At 58.9% G+C, this 20,438-nt stretch carries 13 protein-coding genes and 1 pseudogene; 5 read left to right on the top strand and 9 right to left on the bottom strand.

All coding sequences use genetic code 11. The features are described 5' to 3' along the window. Nucleotides 1–71 precede the first annotated feature (71 nt). From KGB07_RS19545 to msrA, 3 genes are all read left to right on the top strand, one after another. On the top strand, nucleotides 72–1,466 hold the full coding sequence (locus KGB07_RS19545; protein WP_223466312.1) for an alkaline phosphatase D family protein: 1,395 nt from the start codon (nucleotides 72–74) through the stop codon (nucleotides 1,464–1,466). 233 nt (nucleotides 1,467–1,699) lie between these two features. Further along, complete coding sequence (locus KGB07_RS19540; RefSeq protein ID WP_046039730.1) at nucleotides 1,700–4,393, top strand: putative bifunctional diguanylate cyclase/phosphodiesterase; 2,694 nt, start codon at nucleotides 1,700–1,702, stop codon at nucleotides 4,391–4,393. A gap of 63 nt (nucleotides 4,394–4,456) precedes the next feature. After that, complete coding sequence (gene msrA, locus KGB07_RS19535; RefSeq protein WP_046039728.1) at nucleotides 4,457–5,122, top strand: peptide-methionine (S)-S-oxide reductase MsrA; 666 nt, start codon at nucleotides 4,457–4,459, stop codon at nucleotides 5,120–5,122. A gap of 158 nt (nucleotides 5,123–5,280) precedes the next feature. On the opposite strand, the gene KGB07_RS19530 is transcribed toward msrA, so the two are convergent. The 5 genes from KGB07_RS19530 to putP all read right to left on the bottom strand — a co-directional run bounded on the left by KGB07_RS19530 (nucleotide 5,281) and on the right by putP (nucleotide 11,197). Beyond that, nucleotides 5,281–6,120, bottom strand: a complete 840-nt coding sequence (locus tag KGB07_RS19530) for a 23S rRNA (adenine(2030)-N(6))-methyltransferase RlmJ (RefSeq protein WP_223466311.1) — start codon at nucleotides 6,118–6,120, stop codon at nucleotides 5,281–5,283. Nucleotides 6,121–6,351: 231 nt separating this feature from the next. After that, nucleotides 6,352–6,675: a hypothetical protein gene (locus KGB07_RS19525; protein ID WP_223466309.1), complete on the bottom strand. Its 324-nt coding sequence runs from the start codon at nucleotides 6,673–6,675 to the stop codon at nucleotides 6,352–6,354. A 388-nt stretch (nucleotides 6,676–7,063) separates the two neighbouring features. Further along, on the bottom strand, nucleotides 7,064–7,453 hold the full coding sequence (locus KGB07_RS19520; protein WP_046039722.1) for a hypothetical protein: 390 nt from the start codon (nucleotides 7,451–7,453) through the stop codon (nucleotides 7,064–7,066). Nucleotides 7,454–7,999: 546 nt separating this feature from the next. Next, the gene (locus tag KGB07_RS19515) at nucleotides 8,000–9,415 is read right to left on the bottom strand and encodes a PAAR domain-containing protein (RefSeq protein WP_223466308.1); all 1,416 of its coding nucleotides are present in this window, start codon (nucleotides 9,413–9,415) and stop codon (nucleotides 8,000–8,002) included. Between the two features lie 297 nt (nucleotides 9,416–9,712). Then, entirely contained in the window at nucleotides 9,713–11,197 is a 1,485-nt protein-coding gene (gene putP, locus KGB07_RS19510) for a sodium/proline symporter PutP (RefSeq protein ID WP_046039719.1), read from the bottom strand. 460 nt (nucleotides 11,198–11,657) lie between these two features. On the opposite strand from putP, the gene putA reads away from it, so the two are divergent. Beyond that, on the top strand, nucleotides 11,658–15,608 hold the full coding sequence (putA, locus tag KGB07_RS19505; RefSeq protein ID WP_223466307.1) for a trifunctional transcriptional regulator/proline dehydrogenase/L-glutamate gamma-semialdehyde dehydrogenase: 3,951 nt from the start codon (nucleotides 11,658–11,660) through the stop codon (nucleotides 15,606–15,608). Between the two features lie 255 nt (nucleotides 15,609–15,863). After that, the gene (locus tag KGB07_RS19500; protein ID WP_223466306.1) at nucleotides 15,864–17,666 is read left to right on the top strand and encodes an acyl-CoA dehydrogenase; all 1,803 of its coding nucleotides are present in this window, start codon (nucleotides 15,864–15,866) and stop codon (nucleotides 17,664–17,666) included. A gap of 142 nt (nucleotides 17,667–17,808) precedes the next feature. Here the strand turns inward: KGB07_RS19500 and KGB07_RS29765 are convergent, their stop codons facing one another. From KGB07_RS29765 to KGB07_RS19485, 4 genes and pseudogenes are all read right to left on the bottom strand, one after another. After that, nucleotides 17,809–18,540: a methyl-accepting chemotaxis protein gene (locus KGB07_RS29765; protein ID WP_411741539.1), complete on the bottom strand. Its 732-nt coding sequence runs from the start codon at nucleotides 18,538–18,540 to the stop codon at nucleotides 17,809–17,811. A gap of 132 nt (nucleotides 18,541–18,672) precedes the next feature. Further along, nucleotides 18,673–19,716 (bottom strand): annotated as a pseudogene (locus KGB07_RS29760) (cache domain-containing protein); the annotation flags it as partial. Nucleotides 19,717–19,861: 145 nt separating this feature from the next. Continuing rightward, entirely contained in the window at nucleotides 19,862–20,164 is a 303-nt protein-coding gene (locus tag KGB07_RS19490; protein ID WP_007981180.1) for a cell division protein ZapA, read from the bottom strand. Further along, nucleotides 20,161–20,370 carry a hypothetical protein gene (locus KGB07_RS19485; protein WP_046039713.1) on the bottom strand — a complete coding sequence of 70 codons (210 nt, stop codon included), beginning with the start codon at nucleotides 20,368–20,370 and terminating at the stop codon, nucleotides 20,161–20,163. The genes KGB07_RS19490 and KGB07_RS19485 overlap by 4 nt, the downstream gene beginning before the upstream one ends. Between the last annotated feature and the right edge of the window lie 68 nt (nucleotides 20,371–20,438).

Below are 20,438 nucleotides of genomic sequence, written 5' to 3'. Positions count from 1 at the left end.
GGCCGAAAGACTACTTATTACACCCGAAACAATCATCTACCTAATTCGTTAGCAGCCGAATGGACTCAAACATGCTCAAACCAACTGTCGGCCCGATTATTGGTCACACCACCACTAATCACGCACGTATTTTTTTGCGCGGCGAACACAATGAAAACACCTTGGTATTTGCCGGCATTCGCTATAGACGACAAGGCGAAGATCACTGGTCAAAAGGCAACTTTGCGAAACTCGAACCCGAGCACGACATGTGCGAAGTCTTTGCACTAAACAACCTGTCCGCCGACTCCGACTATGAATATCAGGCCGGGTGGTTCAGCCCGATGAGCCCGGCGCACACCGTCGACACGGTGAAAGAACTGCCGCAGCGATGGCCACGACAGATTTATCACCTGCATACCCGCTCCAGCCAGGCCGGCCTTTCAAGGGCCTACATTATCGGCTCTTGCCGATACCTGCGCATGACCGCAGGCATCGCATTCGCCCCTCACTTGGGCGACAGAATCTTCGCTTCAATTTCACACCTGGTGGAGCAAGCCAGTCCTCCCGTCAGTGCGCTGGTGATGACGGGTGACCAAATCTACGTCGATGATTTGAACATCATTGCCCCGGATCGGGAGCTCAAGGAAATCCTGCATAAATATCGCGTGGCGTTTTCGCAGATAAATATCACCAGGTTAATGTCCAGTTTGCCCACTTACATGATCCTTGACGACCATGAAATAGAAGACAACTGGCCCGCCAACAAGAGCAAGTCCGATGACTACTTATATGCAAACGCAATCAGGGCCTATGAGTTGTATCAGGCCAGCCATAGCCCAGCCCATGCACTAACCAGTGATGGACTGATAAATAAACGACTGGACAAATATTGGTATCAATTTACTGAAGGTGATATCGAATGGTTTGTTACCGACAGTCGAACCCGACGTAATCTGTCGACCACTGACCGACGCATTCTCGACGCAGCCCAGGAACAGGCCTTGTGCGACTGGCTGATCCACAGCCCGGCGCGGATCAAATTCGTGGTCACCAGTGTCATGTTCTACCCTGACCAAAAACGCTCGGATGATGACGCCTGGCAGGCCTTCCCCGAACAACGGCTACGGTTGCTGGAGACCATTCGCACACACAGCATCAAAAACGTCGTGTTCATTTCCGGCGATGTCCACGGCTCGCTGACCAGTCGCCTGACCCACAGCGAGGATGCGGACTTCGAAGTCCACACCATCGTCTCGTCACCGCTGTGCAACAGCAGAATGTTGCCCTATGCCACAGCCTCCACGTTCGTCCTCGATCAACCCTTGGTCCGCACCGCCTCCGGCGACTATCGACATGAGCTGACCAGCAACGTGATCAGCCAGGATAACTTTGCCCACCTGGTCGTCGATGCCGGGCAGCTTCAGGTGAATTTCCACGACCGGGAGGGCAAGCCTCTGCAGTCCGTTGGCATCCAGATTCGCTGACCCGGAAACAGATCGCAGTCATTGGCAATACTTGCAAAACTGCGATTTTTCGGCGAATAGCAATACTTTCTGCCACCGACTGAAGAAATCCCGTCGTCTGCCGACATATTCTTATAGCACTTGGCCTTCATCTCTCTTGTCAGTCGGTGTCGCAATGATGCAACCTTGCCGCAGGCAACAGTAAAGAGGGCGAGAGCCCAGCGCGTTCAGCATATTCGAAGCGAGTTCTCTCCATGAAAAGCCAACCCGATGCCGCCAGCCGTATGGTGGCCGAGGTAGTGACGCAGTTGCCTGTGCCCTCGCGGCTCGGCATGCTGCGTTTCGAACGGCTTAATGAACCCAGCTGGGCACTGCTGTTTCTCGATCCCAATTGCGAACGCCAGTTCGGCCTGCCCGCCGTTGAGCTGTGCGCGCTGGTGGGCTCGCCCTACGCCAGCCTGATGGAGCCGCAAGCGCGCTATCAACTGCACGACGCGATCCAGCAGCAACTGACTGAAAGCACGCACTACCTGATCCGCTACACCCTGCACACCGCCGCTGGCTCCCTGACTCTGCTTGAACTGGGCGAAGCCTACAAACAACACAATCGACACCTGTTGCGCGGCTACCTGCTGGTCATCGACGGCCTGTTCGAGGATGACCCGCTGCAACCGGCCCTGGATCTGGAAACCCAGAATTCGCGCCTGCAAATCGCCCTGGAACTCAATCAGCGGGCCCAGCAGGAGCAACTGCTGCACCTGGAGCGGGTGCGTGCCCAGCAGGACCTGATCCTGCTGCTCACCCGTCAACGCTACAGCAGCAACAACTCCTTGCGCGAAGCCGCCGAGCTGATCACCCGCAGCGCCTGCGACATCTACGAAATCGACAGTGCCAGCCTGTGGCACCTCGAAGGCTCGATGCTGGTGCCGATCTCGGCCTATCACCGCACGAAGCAGGAATACCTGCTGCCGCAGCCGATCGATGTCAGTGTTTTCCCCGATTACCTCGACGCCTTGCACACCGGCCGCGCCATCGACGCCCATAACGCCATGCGCGACCCGCGTACCCGGGAGATGGCCGAAAGCATGCGCCCGCGCGACGTCAACGCAATGCTCGATGCCAGTATCCGCGTCGATGGCCAGGTGGTCGGCGTTTTGTGCCTGGAGCAGACCGGGGCGACCCGCGCCTGGCAGTCGGATGAAATCGCCTTCGCCGGAGAACTGGCGGACCAGTTTGCCCAGGTCATCAGCAACCACAACCGGCGAACCGCCACCAGCGCCCTGCACCTGTTCCAGCGGGCGGTCGAACAGAGTGCCAACGCGTTTTTGCTGGTCAACTGCGACGGCGTGGTGGAGTACGTCAACCCGAGCTTCACCGCGATCACCCAATATTCCACCGAAGAAGTGCACGGTCAGCGCCTGTCAGAACTACCGGCCCTGGAGAACCTCAGCGAACTGCTGTTCGACGCGCCTTCGGCGCTGGCCAAGAGCAACAGTTGGCAGGGCGAGTTCAAGAGCCGCCGGAAAAACCTCGAACCCTATTGGGGCCAGTTGTCGATCTCCAAGGTTTACGGCGACAACCGCGAGCTGACCCACTACATCGGCATCTACGAAGACATCACCCAGACCAAGCTCGCTCAGCAGCGAATCGAGCGCTTGGCCTACACCGACAACCTGACCAACCTCGGCAACCGCCCGGCGTTCATCCGCAACCTCGATGAACGCTTCGCCCGGGACAGCGACGCGCCGATCAGCCTGCTGCTGGTGGACATCGACAACTTCAAGCGGATCAACGACAGCCTTGGCCACCAGACCGGCGACAAACTGCTGATCAGCCTGGCCCGACGCCTGCGCAACAGCCTGATCCCGAGCGGCAGCCTGGCGCGATTCGCCAGCAACGAATTCGCCGTGTTGCTGGACAACAGCGACCTCACCGTCGGCCAGCAAGTGGCCAACCAGTTGCTGGCGACCCTCGACAAACCGATGTTCGTCGACAACCAGTTGATCAGTGTCACCGGCTCCGTTGGCCTGGCCTGCGCGCCGCTGCACGGGCGCGACCCGCAAACCCTGATGCGCAACGCCGGGTTGGCGCTGCACAAGGCCAAGGCCAACGGCAAGCACCAGGTGCAAGTGTTCACCGAAGCGCTGAACGCCGAGGCCAGCTACAAGCTGTTCGTCGAAAACAACCTGCGCCGCGCCCTGACCCAGAACGAACTCGACGTGTTCTACCAGCCCAAGCTGTGCCTGCGTAGCGGTCGCCTGCTGGGCATGGAAGCACTGCTGCGTTGGGACCATCCGGAAAAGGGCATGATCCGCCCGGATCAGTTCATCAGCGTCGCCGAAGAAACCGGGCTGATCATTCCGATCGGCAAATGGATCGCCCGCCAGGCCTGCCGCATGAGCAAAGCGCTGACCGCCGCCGGCCTGGGCAACCTGCAAGTAGCGATCAACCTGTCACCCAAGCAGTTTTCCGACCCTGACCTGGTGGCCTCCATTGCCAACATCCTCAAGGAGGAAGCCCTGCCGGCTCATTTGCTGGAGCTGGAGCTGACCGAAGGCCTGCTGCTGGAAGCCACCGAAGACACCCACTTGCAGCTCGACCAGCTCAAGCGTCTGGGCCTGACCCTGGCCATGGACGACTTCGGCACCGGTTACTCGTCGCTCAGCTACTTGAAAAAATTCCCCATCGACATCATCAAGATCGATCGAAGCTTCATCCACGAAATCCCGGACAACCAGGACGACATGGAAATCACCTCCGCGGTGATCGCCATGGCCCACAACCTGAAACTCAAGGTCGTGGCTGAAGGCATCGAAACCGCCGAGCAGTTGTCGTTCCTGCGCCGTCACCGCTGCGACGTCGGCCAGGGCTACCTGTTCGACCGTCCGATCCCGGGCAACGAGCTGATCGACAAGCTCAAACGCTACCCCCGTGGCCCAATCGCCTGACAGCGATCCAACTCTCGGGCAAACTGCTTGTCTGTCTAATTATCCTGACTGAGAGGACTGATCATGGTTCTGCGCTCGGAAATTCTGGTGAACAAAAACGTGCTCCCGACTAAAGAACAAGCTCTGCCCGGCCGCGAAACCGCGATGACCCTGCCTGAAAAGCACTTTGTGTTTAAAGACACCCCGTTGCTCGGCCCGTTCTTCGAAGACGTCGACTTCGCGATCTTCGGCCTCGGCTGCTTCTGGGGTGCGGAACGCCGCTTCTGGCAGCGCGAAGGCGTGGTCAGCACCGTGGTCGGCTACGCCGGCGGTTTCACCCCGAACCCGACCTACGAAGAAGTCTGCTCGGGCCTGACCGGCCACACCGAAGTAGTGCTGGTGGTGTATGACAAGGCCAGGGTCAGCTACGAAGCACTGCTGGCGATGTTCTGGGAACTGCACAACCCGACGCAGGGCATGCGCCAGGGCAATGACATCGGCACCCAGTACCGTTCGGCGATCTACGCCACCAGCCAGGAACAACTGGACGCGGCGCTCAAGAGCAAGGAAACCTACCAGGCCGAGCTGTCCAAGGCCGGTCTCGGTGAAATCAGCACCGAAATCGACCAGGCCCCGACCGTCTACTTTGCCGAGACGTATCACCAGCAGTACCTGGCGAAAAACCCGGAAGGCTATTGCGGCATCGGCGGTACCGGCGTGTGCATGCCACCGAGCCTGGCGGGCAACTAACCCTGAACTGTGGCGAGGGAGCTTGCTCCCGCTCGGTTGCGCAGCAATCGCAAAACCGGAGAACCGGTTCTTACTGAAAGAATGCAGTTACCGGTTTTTAGGGGTGCTTCGCACCCCAGCGGGAGCAAGCTCCCTCGCCACAGGTTGTTGATTGCTGATCAACTCTCAGCAATCAACCAATCCATCCGCCACCCACCCTGTGTCTGCCCCAGCTTCTCAGACAACCATGGCAGCAGCTCACGCAACTCTTCCTCCAGCCCCCACGGCGGATTGGCAATCGCCAGCCCGGAGCCGTTCAGGTTGTTGGGCGTATCCAGCGGATGCACCAGCAACTCCACCCGCAACAACTTCGGCGCACCGGTACCCGCCAGGTCCTGATAGAAGCGGCGAAGCGCGCGCTGATCCTTCACCGGGTACCAGATCGCCGCCACAGTCTGGCGCATCCGGCCAATCGCTTCCTTCAACGACGCGGCACAGCGCTGCATCTCGTCGAGCTTCTCGAACGGTGGATCGATCAACATCACCGCACGCTTCTCCGGCACCGGCAGCAAAGCCCGGGGCACGTGCCAGCCTTCACCCAGGTGCACCTTGACCCGGCGATCACCGGCCATGTTGTCCTTGAGCAGCACGCCGTCTTCCGGATGCTTCTCGTTGAGCAACACACGGTCCTGCGGGCGAGTCAGGCGTCGCGCCAACTCCGGCGACCCCGGGTAATAGCGCAACTGGCCATCCGGATTCATCTCGTGCAGCACTTGCATGTAATCAGCGGTCAGGATCGGCAGATCCGGCTGATCCCACAAACGCGCAATGCCTTCCAGGTACTCGCCGGTACGGTTGGCCTGGTCACCCTGAAGGTCATACAGACCGATGCCGGCGTGAGTGTCGAGATAGGCAAACGGCTGCTCCTTGCGCGACATCAGGGCGATGAGGCGGGTCAAGGTCAGGTGTTTGAACACATCGGCGTGATTGCCGGCATGGAAGGCGTGACGATAATTCATGGTTGCTCCTGCGAAGGCCGGGAAGTTTACCTTTTACCGGCCGGCAAGTCAGGGGTTGGCAGCTGAGCGGCCGTAACCACCCCCTGTGGCGAGGGAGCTTGCTCCCGCTGGGCTGCGAAGCGGCCCCAAAACCTGAACCCCGGTCTGGTCTGACACACCGCACTCCACCTGTTCTACAACTGCTACGCAGTTGAACGGGAGCAAGCTCCCTCGCCACAAAAGCCCTCTGCGCTACGCCGAAGGCCGCGCCCGCAACCGTCGCCCAACCACATCCAGCACATCACAGCCATCGCGCAACGAAATGGCGCAGAGCAAGGCAAAATCGCTGAGGATGAAGGACTCGCACTCAATCGAACCGCGCATGGACAGGTTCTCAAGCACTTGGGTAACTGCGCGAATTCGGTAGTTGGCGGCGTCGGTGAGGATGTCGAGTGGCGCATGGGTATCGACGAACAGGGTGGGCATATCGGTGCAGTTGCTGGTCAATGCCATGAAGCGGTTGTCGGGATGGGGGATTGGTTTTTCGTAGGGTGGATCGGGATGTATTGATTTCATTTTTAACGCTCTAAGGAAGAAATGGACCTGCCATTAGCCTTCCTACGGGCTAGGGTGGCAGCTATGCACGGGGTAGGAATATCGAGACCCTTAGAGCAAAACTCGACCACGCCGAAGCGTGCCCGCGCATAGCCGCCGCAACTGATCTTACGGCCGCATGAAAACGGCCGCAAACCAGGCAGTGACGCCAATGTAGCTCTAACGGTCTTGAGAGGTTCCTACACCCCGCCACAGAGTTGTCAGTGGCTGGCAAAGACTATCGGTAGACCCCTCGTGGCACCAGTTCATGAAAGCCGCTACGTTTTGAAGGAAACGTCCTAGGACCTTGCCCAGAAAATTCGTAGCGATTTCAATCCACCATAGAGCTTCTTGCAACTTAACCCGGGCATTACTGGATGTAGCCAAGCGCGTTAACTGCAAAAAGCGCTAGCAATAGAGCAATACAAGCAACCCCGCCCCAATGCAAAACTATTAGTTTTTTCCTAAGTCCTCCAGGAAAAGCTTCCAGATCTTTCGCATCGGCCCCGCCATCACGGAGATAAAAATTTGGCATAGTCATCACGCCCATTACTGCACCAAGTACGAATAGCCTTCCCCAAGCTCCGCCGTTCTTGAAAGGAGCCCGGACCATAATAGCCGGGCAGTTTTTCAAATGATCCAGCATTACATCCATTTTGGCGTAAGCCAAATGCAACGATACGCAAAGGAAAATTAGAAGCCCGCCGAAACCAGTAAGGCTGATACACAAAAATAATTTTTGCGCGACACTCACGCTCATGTCAGCGTCTCGTAGTTTAATTTGCCAGTTTTTTAACCCGCCTCACCGAGGCAACCCCAGCAGCCAAAGAAGTGCCCTGCCACAACAAATTTACTCGCCAAAAATAATGGCTGCAGTTGGCATTCTGTCTTGCCTTACGCGAGCCAGCTACTGACCCACGCTTATATTACTTAAGAACTCCTGACTCCCACAATGTAACTAGAAACACCAAACTGGCGAGCAAGCCTATTACACTCCATTGCAAAAAAATTAGTTTTCGCCTAAATATAAGTGGAAATTTTTCTATATCCTCAGCGCTGGCCAACCCACATCTCACAAAAAATCGAGGAAACGTAACTACACTGGCTATGCCGCCCACTAACTGAAGCTTCCCAAAAGGGCCTGTATGCTTGTGCGTCTTTGCAGTAATCAGTGACGAGCTATTCTTGAAATATTTCGACAATTCTTCACCCCTTGTATAGCCAAGGTATAGCGCAAACCCGATCCAAATATAGATCCCAAGTAACACTCCCCCACACAAACCACCTACAATTAATTCTGATGTTGTCATCTCACATTCTCATATATAAGTTCTCCGATTATCTCCCCACCCTTTCCGCCATATAGGCCGCCGACAAAAGAACCAGCACCAACCACTACGATACCGCATGCCAATGTCCCTATACCGGCTGTAGGTATGCTCAAACCAGCACATATTGCACCGACAACGGGGGCCGATAAAATCGTGCCAGTAGCTACACCACCTCCTATTCCCCCGGCAAAGGCACCCGCCTCAGTAAATCTGATTCGCTCGCAAACTTCAGTACTGCCCGCCGTACACACATCCTGAACCTTCATAGCCGAAGCCCCGCCACCGACCGCAGTGCCGACCCAGCCGCCGAACTTGAGGTACTTTGAAGCCCTAGCCACACCTTCAAGATGAGTCGCATACCCCGGCATCTGCCCCACGCCGCCGGCTTCCGTCCAGCGGTGAACCAGACTGGGAGGAGAGAGGAACATTGCACGGTTCAAATTGGGGTGGTGTGGGAAACCGATGCCTTTGCGCGTCAGGCTTGTCAGGTGACTATCGAGTTGTGCCAGCAGCTTTTGGCGCTCGGCCAGAAATGTCGGTGAGTTCAGATGTCCATCGCGCAGGAATGAACGCTGATGCAGCGTTTCCATTTCACGCAAGGTATCGCCAACGTTATCCAGATTATTCTTGAAAATGCTCGCGCCGACACCTATGGCGCCCGAACCGAAGCCCAAGATCGTCTGAAGGGCATCCCGGTGTTCCACCATAAAATCCGCCTCCTCCGGAGTAAGCGTTTCAAGCACCTGATTGGTCCTGGCTGCCACATCCATAAGCAGCGCTTCTTCACGGGTGCACTGGTAGTTATTGGGATCGCTCAGCACGATCATCGAGCCAGCTTTGACGTCCCGCAGGTTGGGATTGAGCAACTTGAATTTGCCCATCACCGCCGGGTCGCGCAGGGTGAACAGCGAGGCCTCGAGTTGTTCGCGGGTGGTGCTTTTGGGCACGATGTAGAAGCCCGGTTCCTCGGCCGCTGTACTGCTTGATCGCACTGGATTGGGAACGCTTGGCGCCGGCGCAAAGCTGGAAGGTCGTGAGGCTACCGGGTTGCTGGAGGCGGTGGGGGTCGTCTGTTGAGTCGCTGCACGGGTGGCATGCGGCGCAGCATTGCGGCTGGACATGTAGCTATTTGTGAAAAACGATGGGATCAGCCCGGCTTTGCAGGGGCAGCTGCTGTAGCTGTCCAGCGAGCCCGCCACCAGCTTTCCGTGACTCACGATGTATGAAACACCGCCCTCGATGACATAGGTTTTGTCGTCCTTGCCACAGGAAACCCGATCCCCCGCACGAGCATGAGCGATACCAAACATCATGATGTTTGTATCAGCCTCCAGAACCTTGCCACCGCAGGTCGTCTTGTCATCCTTGCGAATGAAAAATCCCTCTGCCATTGCTGATCTCCCTTTCTACTGGCGCCCCAGTCATGGGAAGCGCGCCCTTGATAACGATGGGTAACACCGACTCGGAATGAGTGGGCTAACGCAAAGTACGTGACCAGAGAGGTAATTCAAGGCAGCCGGGCAAAACAGGAAATTTCCTACAAGCTCCAAAGAAAAGGGTGACGCAAACGGAGGCAGGAACCAAAGCGCGCTCTAGATTGACCTCAAAAAAAAACGGCCCGCAGCATAGAGCTGCGAGCCGTTCTTTTATCAGGGATGGGAAGAGTTCAACCCATCACTCATCACTCATCACTTGTTCAGGCGGTAATCATTCTCTGCAGCAGCAAAACGCTGGAACATGCCAGCAGTCGGCGTACCCATTTTGCTGACGAAGTAGATCGCCAGGCTGGCGAAGATGAAACCAGGGATGATTTCGTACAGGCCCAGCAGTTCGAAGTGTTTCCAGACGATCACGGTGATCGCGCCGACCAGGATACCGGCCAGTGCGCCGTTGCGGGTCATGTCTTTCCAGATCACGGAGATCAGCACGACCGGACCGAATGCGGCACCGAAACCGGCCCAGGCGTAGCTCACCAGGCCCAGTACACGGTTTTCCGGGTTGGCCGCCAGCGCGATTGCAATCAGGGCAACCAACAGCACCATGGCACGGCCGACCCACACCAGTTCAACCTGGGAGGCGGATTTACGCAGGAAGGTCTTGTAGAAGTCTTCGGTCAGGGCGCTCGAGCACACCAGCAACTGGCAGCTCAGGGTGCTCATCACCGCAGCCAGGATGGCCGACAGCAGGATACCCGCGATCCATGGGTTGAAGAGGATCTTGGCCAGTTCGATGAACACGCGCTCGTGGTTCTCGGAGACCGCGCCAGCCACGTCCGGGTGCGCCGAGAAGTAGGCGATACCGAAGAAGCCGACGGCCACGGTGCCGCCCAGGCACAGGATCATCCAGGTCATGGAGATGCGACGGGCCTTGGCGATCGATTTAACCGAATCGGCAGCCATGAAACGCGCCAGGATATGCGGCTGGCCGAAGTAGCCCAGACCCCAGCCCATCAGCGAGATGATGCCGATGAAAGTGGTGCCCTTGAGCATGTCGAAGTTGCTTGGATCTTGCGCTTCGATGGCCAGGAAAGTGGTGTCGACGCCGCCAGTGGCCAGCAGCACGATAACCGGCGTCAGGATCAACGCGAAGATCATCAGGGTGGCTTGTACGGTATCGGTCCAGCTCACCGCCAGGAATCCACCGATAAAGGTGTAGGCAATCGTCGCCGCAGCACCGGCCCACAGCGCCGTCTCGTAGGACATGCCGAAGGTGCTTTCGAACAGACGGGCGCCGGCCACGATGCCGGAAGCGCAGTAGATAGTGAAGAACACCAGGATCACGACCGCGGAGATGATCCGCAGCAGGCCGCTTTTGTCTTCGAAACGGCTGGCGAAGTAGTCCGGCAGGGTCAGTGCATCACCGTTGTGCTCGGTCTGCACACGCAGACGGCCGGCGACGAACAGCCAGTTCAGGTAGGCGCCGATGATCAGGCCGATGGCGATCCAGCTTTCGGAAAGGCCGGACATGTAGATCGCGCCGGGCAAACCCATCAACAACCAGCCGCTCATGTCGGAGGCACCGGCGGACAGTGCGGTCACGACGCTGCCCAGGCTACGGCCGCCCAGAATGTAGTCGGAAAGGTTGTTGGTGGAGCGATAGGCCATCAAGCCAATCAGCACCATTGCTGCGATGTAGATCACGAACGTGATCAGAGTTGGATTGCTTACGCTCATTGAGTTACGCCCTGGCTTTGTTTTTATGTAGCGGCGGCTGGTGAACCGCTCGCAAACGCATACGTTTGACAGACGATCCGGATTCCCGCGCATTTATGACTGATGTTTCCCCAGGAAAGCCATCAGCCGGAGCACCCGGGTTTTCCCGGGTTGCACCTTGGGCGCGAATGCTATTCAACAAAGCAAATAAGGTGCAACCAGTTTCTCGAGAATAAGTTGCACCCAGTCGGAAATAAATATCAAACCCCGATTTTTGCTCCTTTTCGGAGCAAGAAAGAGGGCCAACCACCCTAAAAAGCACCAAGCAGAGGCGGCACTGCCGTACCGGAATTTATTTCCTGACGAGTTGCGTAATATTCCGACAAAAAAAGGGTTGCACCCGGTTGCACCTCAACAGTCGCACGGCTAATCTTGCCGCCAGCTGATGCCACGCAGTCGTGGCAAACATGAGGATAAAAACATGGCTACCACCACCCTTGGGGTCAAACTTGACGACCCGACCCGCGAACGCCTCAAGGCCGCCGCGACCTCGATTGATCGCACGCCGCACTGGCTGATCAAGCAGGCAATCTTCAATTACCTGGAAAAACTCGAGGGTGGTGCAACCCTGACCGAGCTGAGCGGTTTGACCAAGGATTCCGACGACAGCGTCGACGCGCCTCAGGATCACGCCCACCAGTGCTTCCTCGAATTCGCCGAAAGCATCCTGCCGCAATCGGTACTGCGCGCTTCGATCACCGCCGCCTACCGTCGCCCTGAGCCGGAAGTCGTGCCGATGCTGATCGAGCAGGCTCGCCTGCCGGCGCCGATGTGCGACGCCACCAACAAACTCGCCGCCTCGATTGCTGAAAAATTGCGCAACCAGAAGAGCGCCGGCGGCCGTGCCGGCATCGTTCAGGGCCTGCTGCAGGAATTCTCCCTGTCGTCCCAGGAGGGCGTGGCACTGATGTGCCTGGCCGAAGCGCTGCTGCGCATCCCGGACAAAGGCACTCGCGACGCCCTGATCCGCGACAAGATCAGCACCGGCAACTGGCAGCCGCACCTGGGCAACAGCCCGTCGCTGTTCGTCAACGCCGCCACCTGGGGCTTGCTGCTGACCGGCAAACTGGTCTCCACGCACAACGAAGCCGGCCTGACGTCGTCCCTGAGCCGCATCATCGGCAAGAGTGGCGAGCCGATGATCCGCAAGGGCGTCGACATGGCCATGCGCCTGATGGGCGAGCAGTTCGTGACCGGCGAAACCATCGCCGAAGCCCTGGCCAACGCCAGCAAGTTCGAAGCCAAGGGCTTCCGCTATTCCTACGACATGCTGGGTGAAGCCGCGCTCACCGAGCACGACGCGCAGAAGTACCTGGCCTCGTACGAACAAGCCATCCACTCGATCGGCAAAGCCTCCCACGGTCGCGGGATTTATGAAGGCCCGGGCATTTCGATCAAGCTGTCCGCCCTGCACCCGCGTTACAGCCGCGCCCAGTACGAGCGCGTGATGGACGAGCTGTACCCGCGCCTGCTGTCGCTGACCTTGCTGGCCAAGCAATACGACATCGGCCTGAACATCGACGCCGAAGAAGCCGACCGCCTCGAGCTGTCGCTGGATCTGCTCGAGCGCCTGTGCTTCGAGCCGCAACTGACTGGCTGGAACGGCATCGGTTTCGTGATCCAGGCTTACCAGAAGCGCTGCCCGTACGTGATCGACTACGTGATCGACTTGGCTCGTCGCAGCCGTCATCGCCTGATGATCCGCCTGGTAAAAGGCGCGTACTGGGACAGCGAAATCAAGCGCGCCCAGGTCGAAGGCCTGGAAGGCTACCCGGTCTACACCCGCAAGGTTTACACCGACGTTTCCTACATCGCTTGCGCCCGCAAGCTGCTGTCGGTGCCGGAAGTCATCTACCCGCAGTTCGCCACGCACAACGCCCACACCCTGTCGGCCATTTATCACATCGCCGGTCAGAACTATTACCCGGGTCAGTACGAGTTCCAGTGCCTGCACGGCATGGGTGAACCGCTGTACGAACAGGTTGTAGGCAAAGTTTCCGAAGGCAAGCTGAACCGTCCGTGCCGTGTGTACGCTCCGGTCGGCACCCACGAAACCCTGCTGGCCTACCTGGTACGTCGCCTGCTGGAAAACGGCGCGAACACCTCGTTCGTCAACCGCATCGCCGACCAGTCGATTTCGATCCAGGAACTGGTGGCCGATCCGGTGGCCAGCATCGAGCAGATGGCAACCGTGGAAGGTGGCTTCGGTCTGCCGCACCCGCGCATTCCACTGCCCCGCGACCTGTATGGTTCGGAACGCGCCAACTCAAGCGGCATCGACATGGCCAACGAACATCGTTTGGCTTCGCTGTCCTGCGCCCTGCTCGCCACTGCGCACAACCACTGGAAAGCGGCGCCGATGCTCGGTTGCACCTCCAGCACCGAAGCGCCGGCACCGGTCCTGAATCCGTCCGATCTGCGTGACGTGGTCGGCCATGTGCAGGAAGCGACCGTCGAAGACGTCGACAACGCCATCCAGTGCGCCATCAACGCTGCACCGATCTGGCAGGCCACCCCGCCCGCCGAGCGCGCCGCGATCCTGGAACGCGCCGCCGACCTGATGGAAGCCGAGATCCAGCCGCTGATGGGCCTGCTGGCCCGCGAAGCCGGCAAGACCTTCGCCAACGCCATCGCCGAAGTGCGTGAAGCCGTGGACTTCCTGCGTTATTACGCGGTGCAGGCACGCAACGATTTCACCAACAACGCTCACCGTCCGCTGGGTCCAGTGGTGTGCATCAGCCCGTGGAACTTCCCGCTGGCGATCTTCAGTGGTCAGGTGGCTGCTGCGCTGGCCGCCGGTAACCCGGTACTGGCCAAGCCTGCGGAACAGACTCCGCTGGTTGCCGCCCAAGCCGTGCGCCTGCTGCTCGAAGCCGGCATCCCTGAAGGCGTGCTGCAACTGCTGCCGGGTCGTGGCGAAACCGTCGGTGCCGGCCTGGTGGGTGATGAGCGCGTCAAAGGCGTGATGTTCACCGGCTCCACCGAAGTCGCGCGCTTGCTGCAACGCAACATCGCCGGTCGCCTGGACAGCCAGGGTCGTCCGATCCCGCTGATCGCCGAAACCGGTGGCCAGAACGCGATGATCGTCGACTCTTCGGCACTGACCGAACAAGTCGTGATCGACGTGGTTTCCTCGGCCTTCGACAGCGCCGGTCAGCGTTGCTCGGCCCTGCGTGTCTTGTGCTTGCAGGAAGATTCCGCAGACCGCGTCATCGAAATGCTCAAGGGCGCGATGGCTGAAAGCCGTCTCGGCAACCCTGAGCGTCTGTCCGTGGACATCGGCCCGGTCATCGACGCCGAAGCCAAGGCGGGCATCGAGAAGCACATCCAGGCCATGCGCGACAAAGGTCGCAGCGTGTACCAGGTGGCCATCGCCGATGCCGAAGAAGTCAAACGCGGCACCTTCGTGATGCCGACGCTGATCGAACTGGAAAGCTTCGACGAACTGCAACGGGAGATCTTCGGCCCGGTGCTGCACGTGGTTCGCTACAAGCGCAAGGACATCGATCAACTGATCGGCCAGATCAACGCTTCCGGCTACGGCCTGACCCTGGGCGTGCACACCCGCATCGACGAGACCATCGCCAAGGTGATCGACAACGTCAATGCCGGTAACGTCTACGTCAACCGCAACATCGTGGGTGCAGTAGTAGGCGTGCAGCCATTCGGCGGCGAAGGCCTGTCGGGTACCGGCCCGAAAGCCGGCGGCCCGCTGTACCTGTACCGCCTGCTGTCGACCCGCCCTGCGGATGCGATCGAACAATCCTTCGCTCGCGGCGATGCTGCCGCGGCACCGGACGTTCGTCTGCGCGACGCCATGAGCAAGCCACTGACCGCCCTGAAAGCCTGGGCCGACAGCCACAAGCTCGCCGACCTGAGCACCCTGTGCGTGCAATTCGCCGCGCAATCGCAAAGCGGTATCACCCGCGTACTGGCTGGCCCGACCGGCGAGCGCAACAGCTATGCGATCCTGCCGCGTGAACACGTGCTGTGCCTGGCGGAAGTCGAAGGTGATCTGCTGACGCAACTGGCGGCGGTATTGGCAGTCGGCGGTTCGGCGGTATGGCCTGAAGCTGACATGACCAAAGCCTTGTTCGCACGTCTGCCGAAGGATATTCAGGCGCGCATCAAGCTGGTTTCCGACTGGAACAAGGATGAAGTGGTGTTTGATGCGGTTGTGCATCACGGCCATTCCGACCAGTTGCGTGCGGTGTGCCAGCAGGTTGCCAAGCGTGCCGGCGCCATCGTCGGTGTGCAGGGTCTGTCGCAAGGCGAAACCAACATTGCGCTGGAGCGTTTGGTGATCGAGCGTGCGTTGAGCGTCAACACCGCTGCGGCGGGTGGTAATGCCAGCCTGATGACCATCGGCTAAAACCGATACGCCAGGCAGCTGCAATGGCTGCCTGGCAATCAAATCCCTGTAGGAGTGAGCCTGCTCGCGATAGCGGTCTGTCGGTCACATCTGTTTCGGATGTGCCGCCGTCATCGCGAGCAGGCTCACTCCTACAGTTGTTTTGTGGTGCCTGCAAAGTTGCTGCGCTGGCCCATTATCACGGTCATCAATCATCCTGTTCAGCCTTTATCCCCCCACTTAGACTCGGCCCATTCCAACAAAAGGTAGGCCGCCATGTCCGAGACGTTGCTCAGTTCCCGCAATCTGGCTTTCGAGCTGTATGAAGTCCTCGATGCCGAGGGCCTGACCCAGCGTGAGCGTTTCGCCGAGCACAACCGCGAAACCTTCGATGCGGCCATTGGCACCGCCCGCAGCATCGCCGAGAAGTTCTTTGCCCCGCACAACCGCAAGGGTGACGAGAACGAGCCGCGCTATGAGAACGGTCAGGCGATTCTGATTCCCGAAGTGAAACCGGCAGTGGATGCCTTCCTCGAAGCCGGATTCCTGAACGCCGCGCGCAGTTTCGACGCCGGCGGCATGCAGCTTCCTACCTTGCTGTCCCAAGCCTGTTTTTCGCACTTTCAGTCGGCCAACGCGGCTTCGACGTCGTATCCGTTCCTGACCATGGGCGCGGCCAACCTGATCGAAAGCTTCGGCACCGAAGAGCAGAAGCGCCGCTTCCTGCAGCCGATGATCGACGGCCGTTTCTTCGGCACCATGGCCCTGACCGAACCCCACGCCGGCTCGTCGCTGTCGGATATTCGTACCCGCGCGGAACCTGCGTCCGACGGCACTTATCGCCTCAAGGGCAACAAGATCTTCATCTCCGGTGGCGATCATCCGCTGTCGGAAAACATCGTGCACATGGTGCTGGCCAAGCTGCCAGACGCGCCGGCCGGGGTGAAGGGCATTTCGCTGCTCATCGTGCCCAAGTTCCTGGTCAATGACGACGGCAGCCTCGGCCAACGCAACGATGTGTTGCTGGCCGGCTTGTTCCACAAGATGGGCTGGCGCGGCACCACGTCCACCGCGCTGAATTTCGGCGATAACGGTGAGTGTGTCGGTTATCTGGTGGGTAAGCCGCACCAGGGCTTGAGCTACATGTTCCAGATGATGAACGAGGCGCGGATCGGCGTCGGCATGGGCGCGGTGATGCTCGGCTACGCCGGTTATCTGTACTCGCTGGAATACGCCCGCGAGCGTCCACAGGGCCGCGTGCCGGACAGCAAGGACCCGAACACCGCGCCGGTGGCGATCATTCAGCACGCCGACGTCAAACGCATGCTGCTGACACAAAAGGCTTACGTTGAAGGCTCGTTTGACTTGGGTCTTTATGCGGCGCGACTGTTCGATGACACCACCACCCTTGCGACCGAAGCCGAGCGCAAGCAGGCCCATGAATTGCTGGATTTACTGACGCCAATCGTCAAATCCTGGCCCTCGGAGTTCTGCCTGAAGGCCAACGAACTGGCAATCCAGATCCTCGGCGGCCACGGCTACACCCGCGAATACCCGGTGGAGCAGTACTACCGCGACAACCGCCTGAACCCGATCCACGAAGGCACCCACGGTATTCAATCGCTGGACCTGCTGGGCCGAAAACTGGCGCAGAACGGTGGCGCGGGGCTCAAGCAACTGATCCGCCTGATCGCTGACACTGGTGAGCGAGCACAGGCGTTTGCTTCATTGACGCCGCTGCGTGAACCGCTGGAAAAACTGGTTGCTCGTTTGCAATCCGTGACCATCGGCCTGCTGGTTGATCTGGGCCAGGGCAAGGTTAATAGCAGCCTGGCGAACTCGGCGCTGTACCTGAAGGTGTTCGGCCACACGGTGATTGGCTGGCGCTGGCTGGAACAGGCGATTCGCGCCGAGGAAGGTTTGGTCAAGGGGAATGCGACGGATGTGAGCTTCTACAAAGGCAAGCTGCAGGCGGCGCGGTACTTCCTGACGTGGGAAGTGCCGGGTTGCCATCATGAGCTGGCGATTCTTGAGGCGCGGGATGATGTGTGCCTGGGGATGCAGGATGAGTGGTTCTGATCCCGAATCTATGGTGTAGCTGAAATCCAATCGCGAGCAGGCTCGCTCCTACAGGTATCTCTGTTGATCACAAATCCTGTGTTCAACACCCAAACCCTGTAGGAGCGAGCCTGCTCGCGATGGCGTCGGCACTATCAGCACATCACTTCAGCTTGAACCCCCCCATCTGCCGCGCCAGATCATCCGCCAACCGCTGCAACGTCTGGCAATCATCCCGACAGGCCCTGACCTCCCCCGCCGTCGCCCGGGCCAGATCGGAAATACCCTGCACGTTACGGTTGATCTCTTCGGTCACCGCCGACTGCTCTTCTGTCGCCGTCGCCACCTGATGGTTCATGTCGCTGATGCGTTCCACTTGCCCGGTAATCGCAGTCAACGAGGCGCCGGTACGTTGGCTCGACTCGACACCTGTACCTGTCGCCGCTTGCCCGGAATGCATCGACGACACTGCGTTTTCCGCACCTTGCTTGAGGCTGCCGATCATCTGCTGGATTTCATCGGTTGACGACTGTGTACGCCGCGCCAAAGTCCGCACTTCATCGGCCACCACGGCAAATCCACGCCCCATGTCCCCGGCCCGCGCCGCTTCGATAGCGGCATTGAGCGCCAGCAGGTTGGTCTGCTCGGAAATCCCGCGAATCACCGCCAGCACCTGGTCGATCGACGCCACTTGATGGGCCAGTTCACCCACCGCCGTGGCCGCGACGCCGATTTCGTCAGACATATTTTCAATGTGCCGAATCGATCCGCCTACCACTTCCCGTGCCTGCATCGCCTCATCCCGAGCCGTTTGCGATGCGACCGCCGCGTTGCCGGCGTTCTGGGCGATCTCCTGAACGGTCAGGCCCATTTCGTGAACCGCAGTGGCAACCATGTCGGTCATTTCCTGTTGGCGGCCGGAGCGTTCAGCGGTGTTATCCACAACCCGTGCAACCTGGCCGACAGCGGTGCGCAACTGCTCGCTGGTGGTCAGCACTTCGCCGATCATGTCGCGCTGGCTATCCAGGAACCGATTGAAACCGCGAGCCAGATCGCCCAGCTCATCAGCACGGCTGGAATCTAACCGGTGGGTCAAATCTCCACCGCCGCTACCGATTGCTACCAATGCCGCTGTTACCTGACGAATCGGGCGCACCAGCCCACGGGCCAGCAACACCACCAGCAACAGGCACACCAAGGCCACCGCCAGGCCGATACCACTGCTTATCCACATGGCGCGGCGGGCTTCGGCGTAGATCTGCGATTGCGGCACTTCGGCCACCAGGGTCCAGCCGAGATCACGCAATGGCAGGCTTAACGCGAGGAAGTCTTCACCGTCACGCTGGAAGCCGCTGTTGGTGGCAGTGGCCTTGAAGGTAGAAAGCTGACTCATCACCGCTTGTGCCGCCGTAGCACCAATCTGCTCGGTCAAAGTGCGTTTGCCGCTGAATTGCGCCTCGGGATGCACCTGGATCAAACCGTCGGAACGCACGAGATAGACCTTGCCACGCTCTCCGAAGCTGAAGTTGTGAATCAGCTCCGACAGCTCTTTCATGCTCAGGCCAAGCCCGGCAACGCCCACGACTTTACCGGCCTGCTCGACTTTGAAGTCGATGAAAAGCGCCAATTCTCCGGTGGCCGTGTCGTTATCGATGTTGAGAGTGCGCGGCTGGTTGCTGTCGAGGAACGAGTAGAACCAGGCGTCTTTCGGATTGGAACGACTGAGGGTCCGATCCAGGCCTTTTTCGGTGAAGTAATGGTTGGACGCGGTGCCGACAATAATCGCGGTAAAGGCCTTGTGCTCGGCGCGGATGCCTTCGAGATAGGTAGTAAACGTGCCGACCTGGGCACTGTCTTCCCCCCCGGCCAGCCAGTCGCGCACCATGCTGTTGCTGGCGATGTCCTTGGCGGCGGTGAGCGGTTGGACAAGGATACGTTCGATGTCGTTGCGCATCGCTTCGATGCTCGATGGCAAGGCCTGCTCGACCAGATAGCTCTGGGCGAGACGATTGACCACCAGGGTATAAATGCCAACCACGATCAGAATACTGACGAGCAGAGCGGTGCCCATGCTCAGGATCAACTGCCATTGAATACTGCGTCGCCAGAACTGCATGGAGCACCCCCAAAGAATAAGAGGCTGAAACACTGCAACAGCCGTGCCGATTGTATACAAACCAACCGACAATCTATTCTTTGGTTGTGCGCAAAGCCGATCAGGCCTGATTGATCGTCTTGGAGATCACTTCAACCGTGGCGCTGACTTGCTCTTGGTAACGGTCGAGTTCGAGCTTGTGCTGCTTCTGCATTTCGATCTGCTGGGAGCACAGATTCATCGCCGCCAGCACCAGCAGTCGGTCACCGATCAGCGTCGGGTACTTCCTCTTGGTTTCGGCCAGGGCTGCCTTCAACATCATCGCGGCATCGAGCAGGGTTTGTTCTTCCCCGGCCGGTGCCTTGATCGAATAGTCCTCTCCCAGGATCGAGACGACTTTTACCCCTGCGGCGTTGTAACTCATGCGCTGACAGGGCCTGCGCTGACGCGCTCAACCAGGGCCTGGATGCGAGCCGCCGTGGCGCCTTGCTTCTCTTCGTGTTCCATCAGGCTCAGTTGCAGGCTTTCGTTTTCATCTTTGGCCTGGGCCAGTTCCGTGGTCAGGCTCTGGTTCTGCTGCACCAGGTCACTGACCAGTTGTTCCAATTGGCTTAGGGATGCTTCCAACATTTTGATTTTCCGGGCTTTTTCAAAGGGCGCGTACGATAAAGAAAAGTCACCCTGGATGCCAGGGTTAT

The organism is Pseudomonas sp. GL-RE-26 (genome assembly GCF_019956275.1).
Classification (GTDB): domain Bacteria; phylum Pseudomonadota; class Gammaproteobacteria; order Pseudomonadales; family Pseudomonadaceae; genus Aquipseudomonas; species Aquipseudomonas grandcourensis.
This window is presented reverse-complemented; position numbering and strand designations above follow the sequence as displayed.

Bases quoted from the DNA above. Each gene is read 5' to 3' on its own strand.
- KGB07_RS19545 (WP_223466312.1), top strand. From the start codon at position 72: ATGCTCAAACCAACTGTCGGCCCGATTATTGGTCACACCACCACTAAT.
- KGB07_RS19540 (WP_046039730.1), top strand. From the start codon at position 1,700: ATGAAAAGCCAACCCGATGCCGCCAGCCGTATGGTGGCCGAGGTAGTG.
- msrA (WP_046039728.1), top strand. From the start codon at position 4,457: ATGGTTCTGCGCTCGGAAATTCTGGTGAACAAAAACGTGCTCCCGACT.
- KGB07_RS19530 (WP_223466311.1), bottom strand. From the start codon at position 6,120: ATGAATTATCGTCACGCCTTCCATGCCGGCAATCACGCCGATGTGTTC.
- KGB07_RS19525 (WP_223466309.1), bottom strand. From the start codon at position 6,675: ATGAAATCAATACATCCCGATCCACCCTACGAAAAACCAATCCCCCAT.
- KGB07_RS19520 (WP_046039722.1), bottom strand. From the start codon at position 7,453: ATGAGCGTGAGTGTCGCGCAAAAATTATTTTTGTGTATCAGCCTTACT.
- KGB07_RS19515 (WP_223466308.1), bottom strand. From the start codon at position 9,415: ATGGCAGAGGGATTTTTCATTCGCAAGGATGACAAGACGACCTGCGGT.
- putP (WP_046039719.1), bottom strand. From the start codon at position 11,197: ATGAGCGTAAGCAATCCAACTCTGATCACGTTCGTGATCTACATCGCA.
- putA (WP_223466307.1), top strand. From the start codon at position 11,658: ATGGCTACCACCACCCTTGGGGTCAAACTTGACGACCCGACCCGCGAA.
- KGB07_RS19500 (WP_223466306.1), top strand. From the start codon at position 15,864: ATGTCCGAGACGTTGCTCAGTTCCCGCAATCTGGCTTTCGAGCTGTAT.
- KGB07_RS29765 (WP_411741539.1), bottom strand. From the start codon at position 18,540: ATGGTTGCCACTGCGGTTCACGAAATGGGCCTGACCGTTCAGGAGATC.
- KGB07_RS19490 (WP_007981180.1), bottom strand. From the start codon at position 20,164: ATGAGTTACAACGCCGCAGGGGTAAAAGTCGTCTCGATCCTGGGAGAG.
- KGB07_RS19485 (WP_046039713.1), bottom strand. From the start codon at position 20,370: ATGTTGGAAGCATCCCTAAGCCAATTGGAACAACTGGTCAGTGACCTG.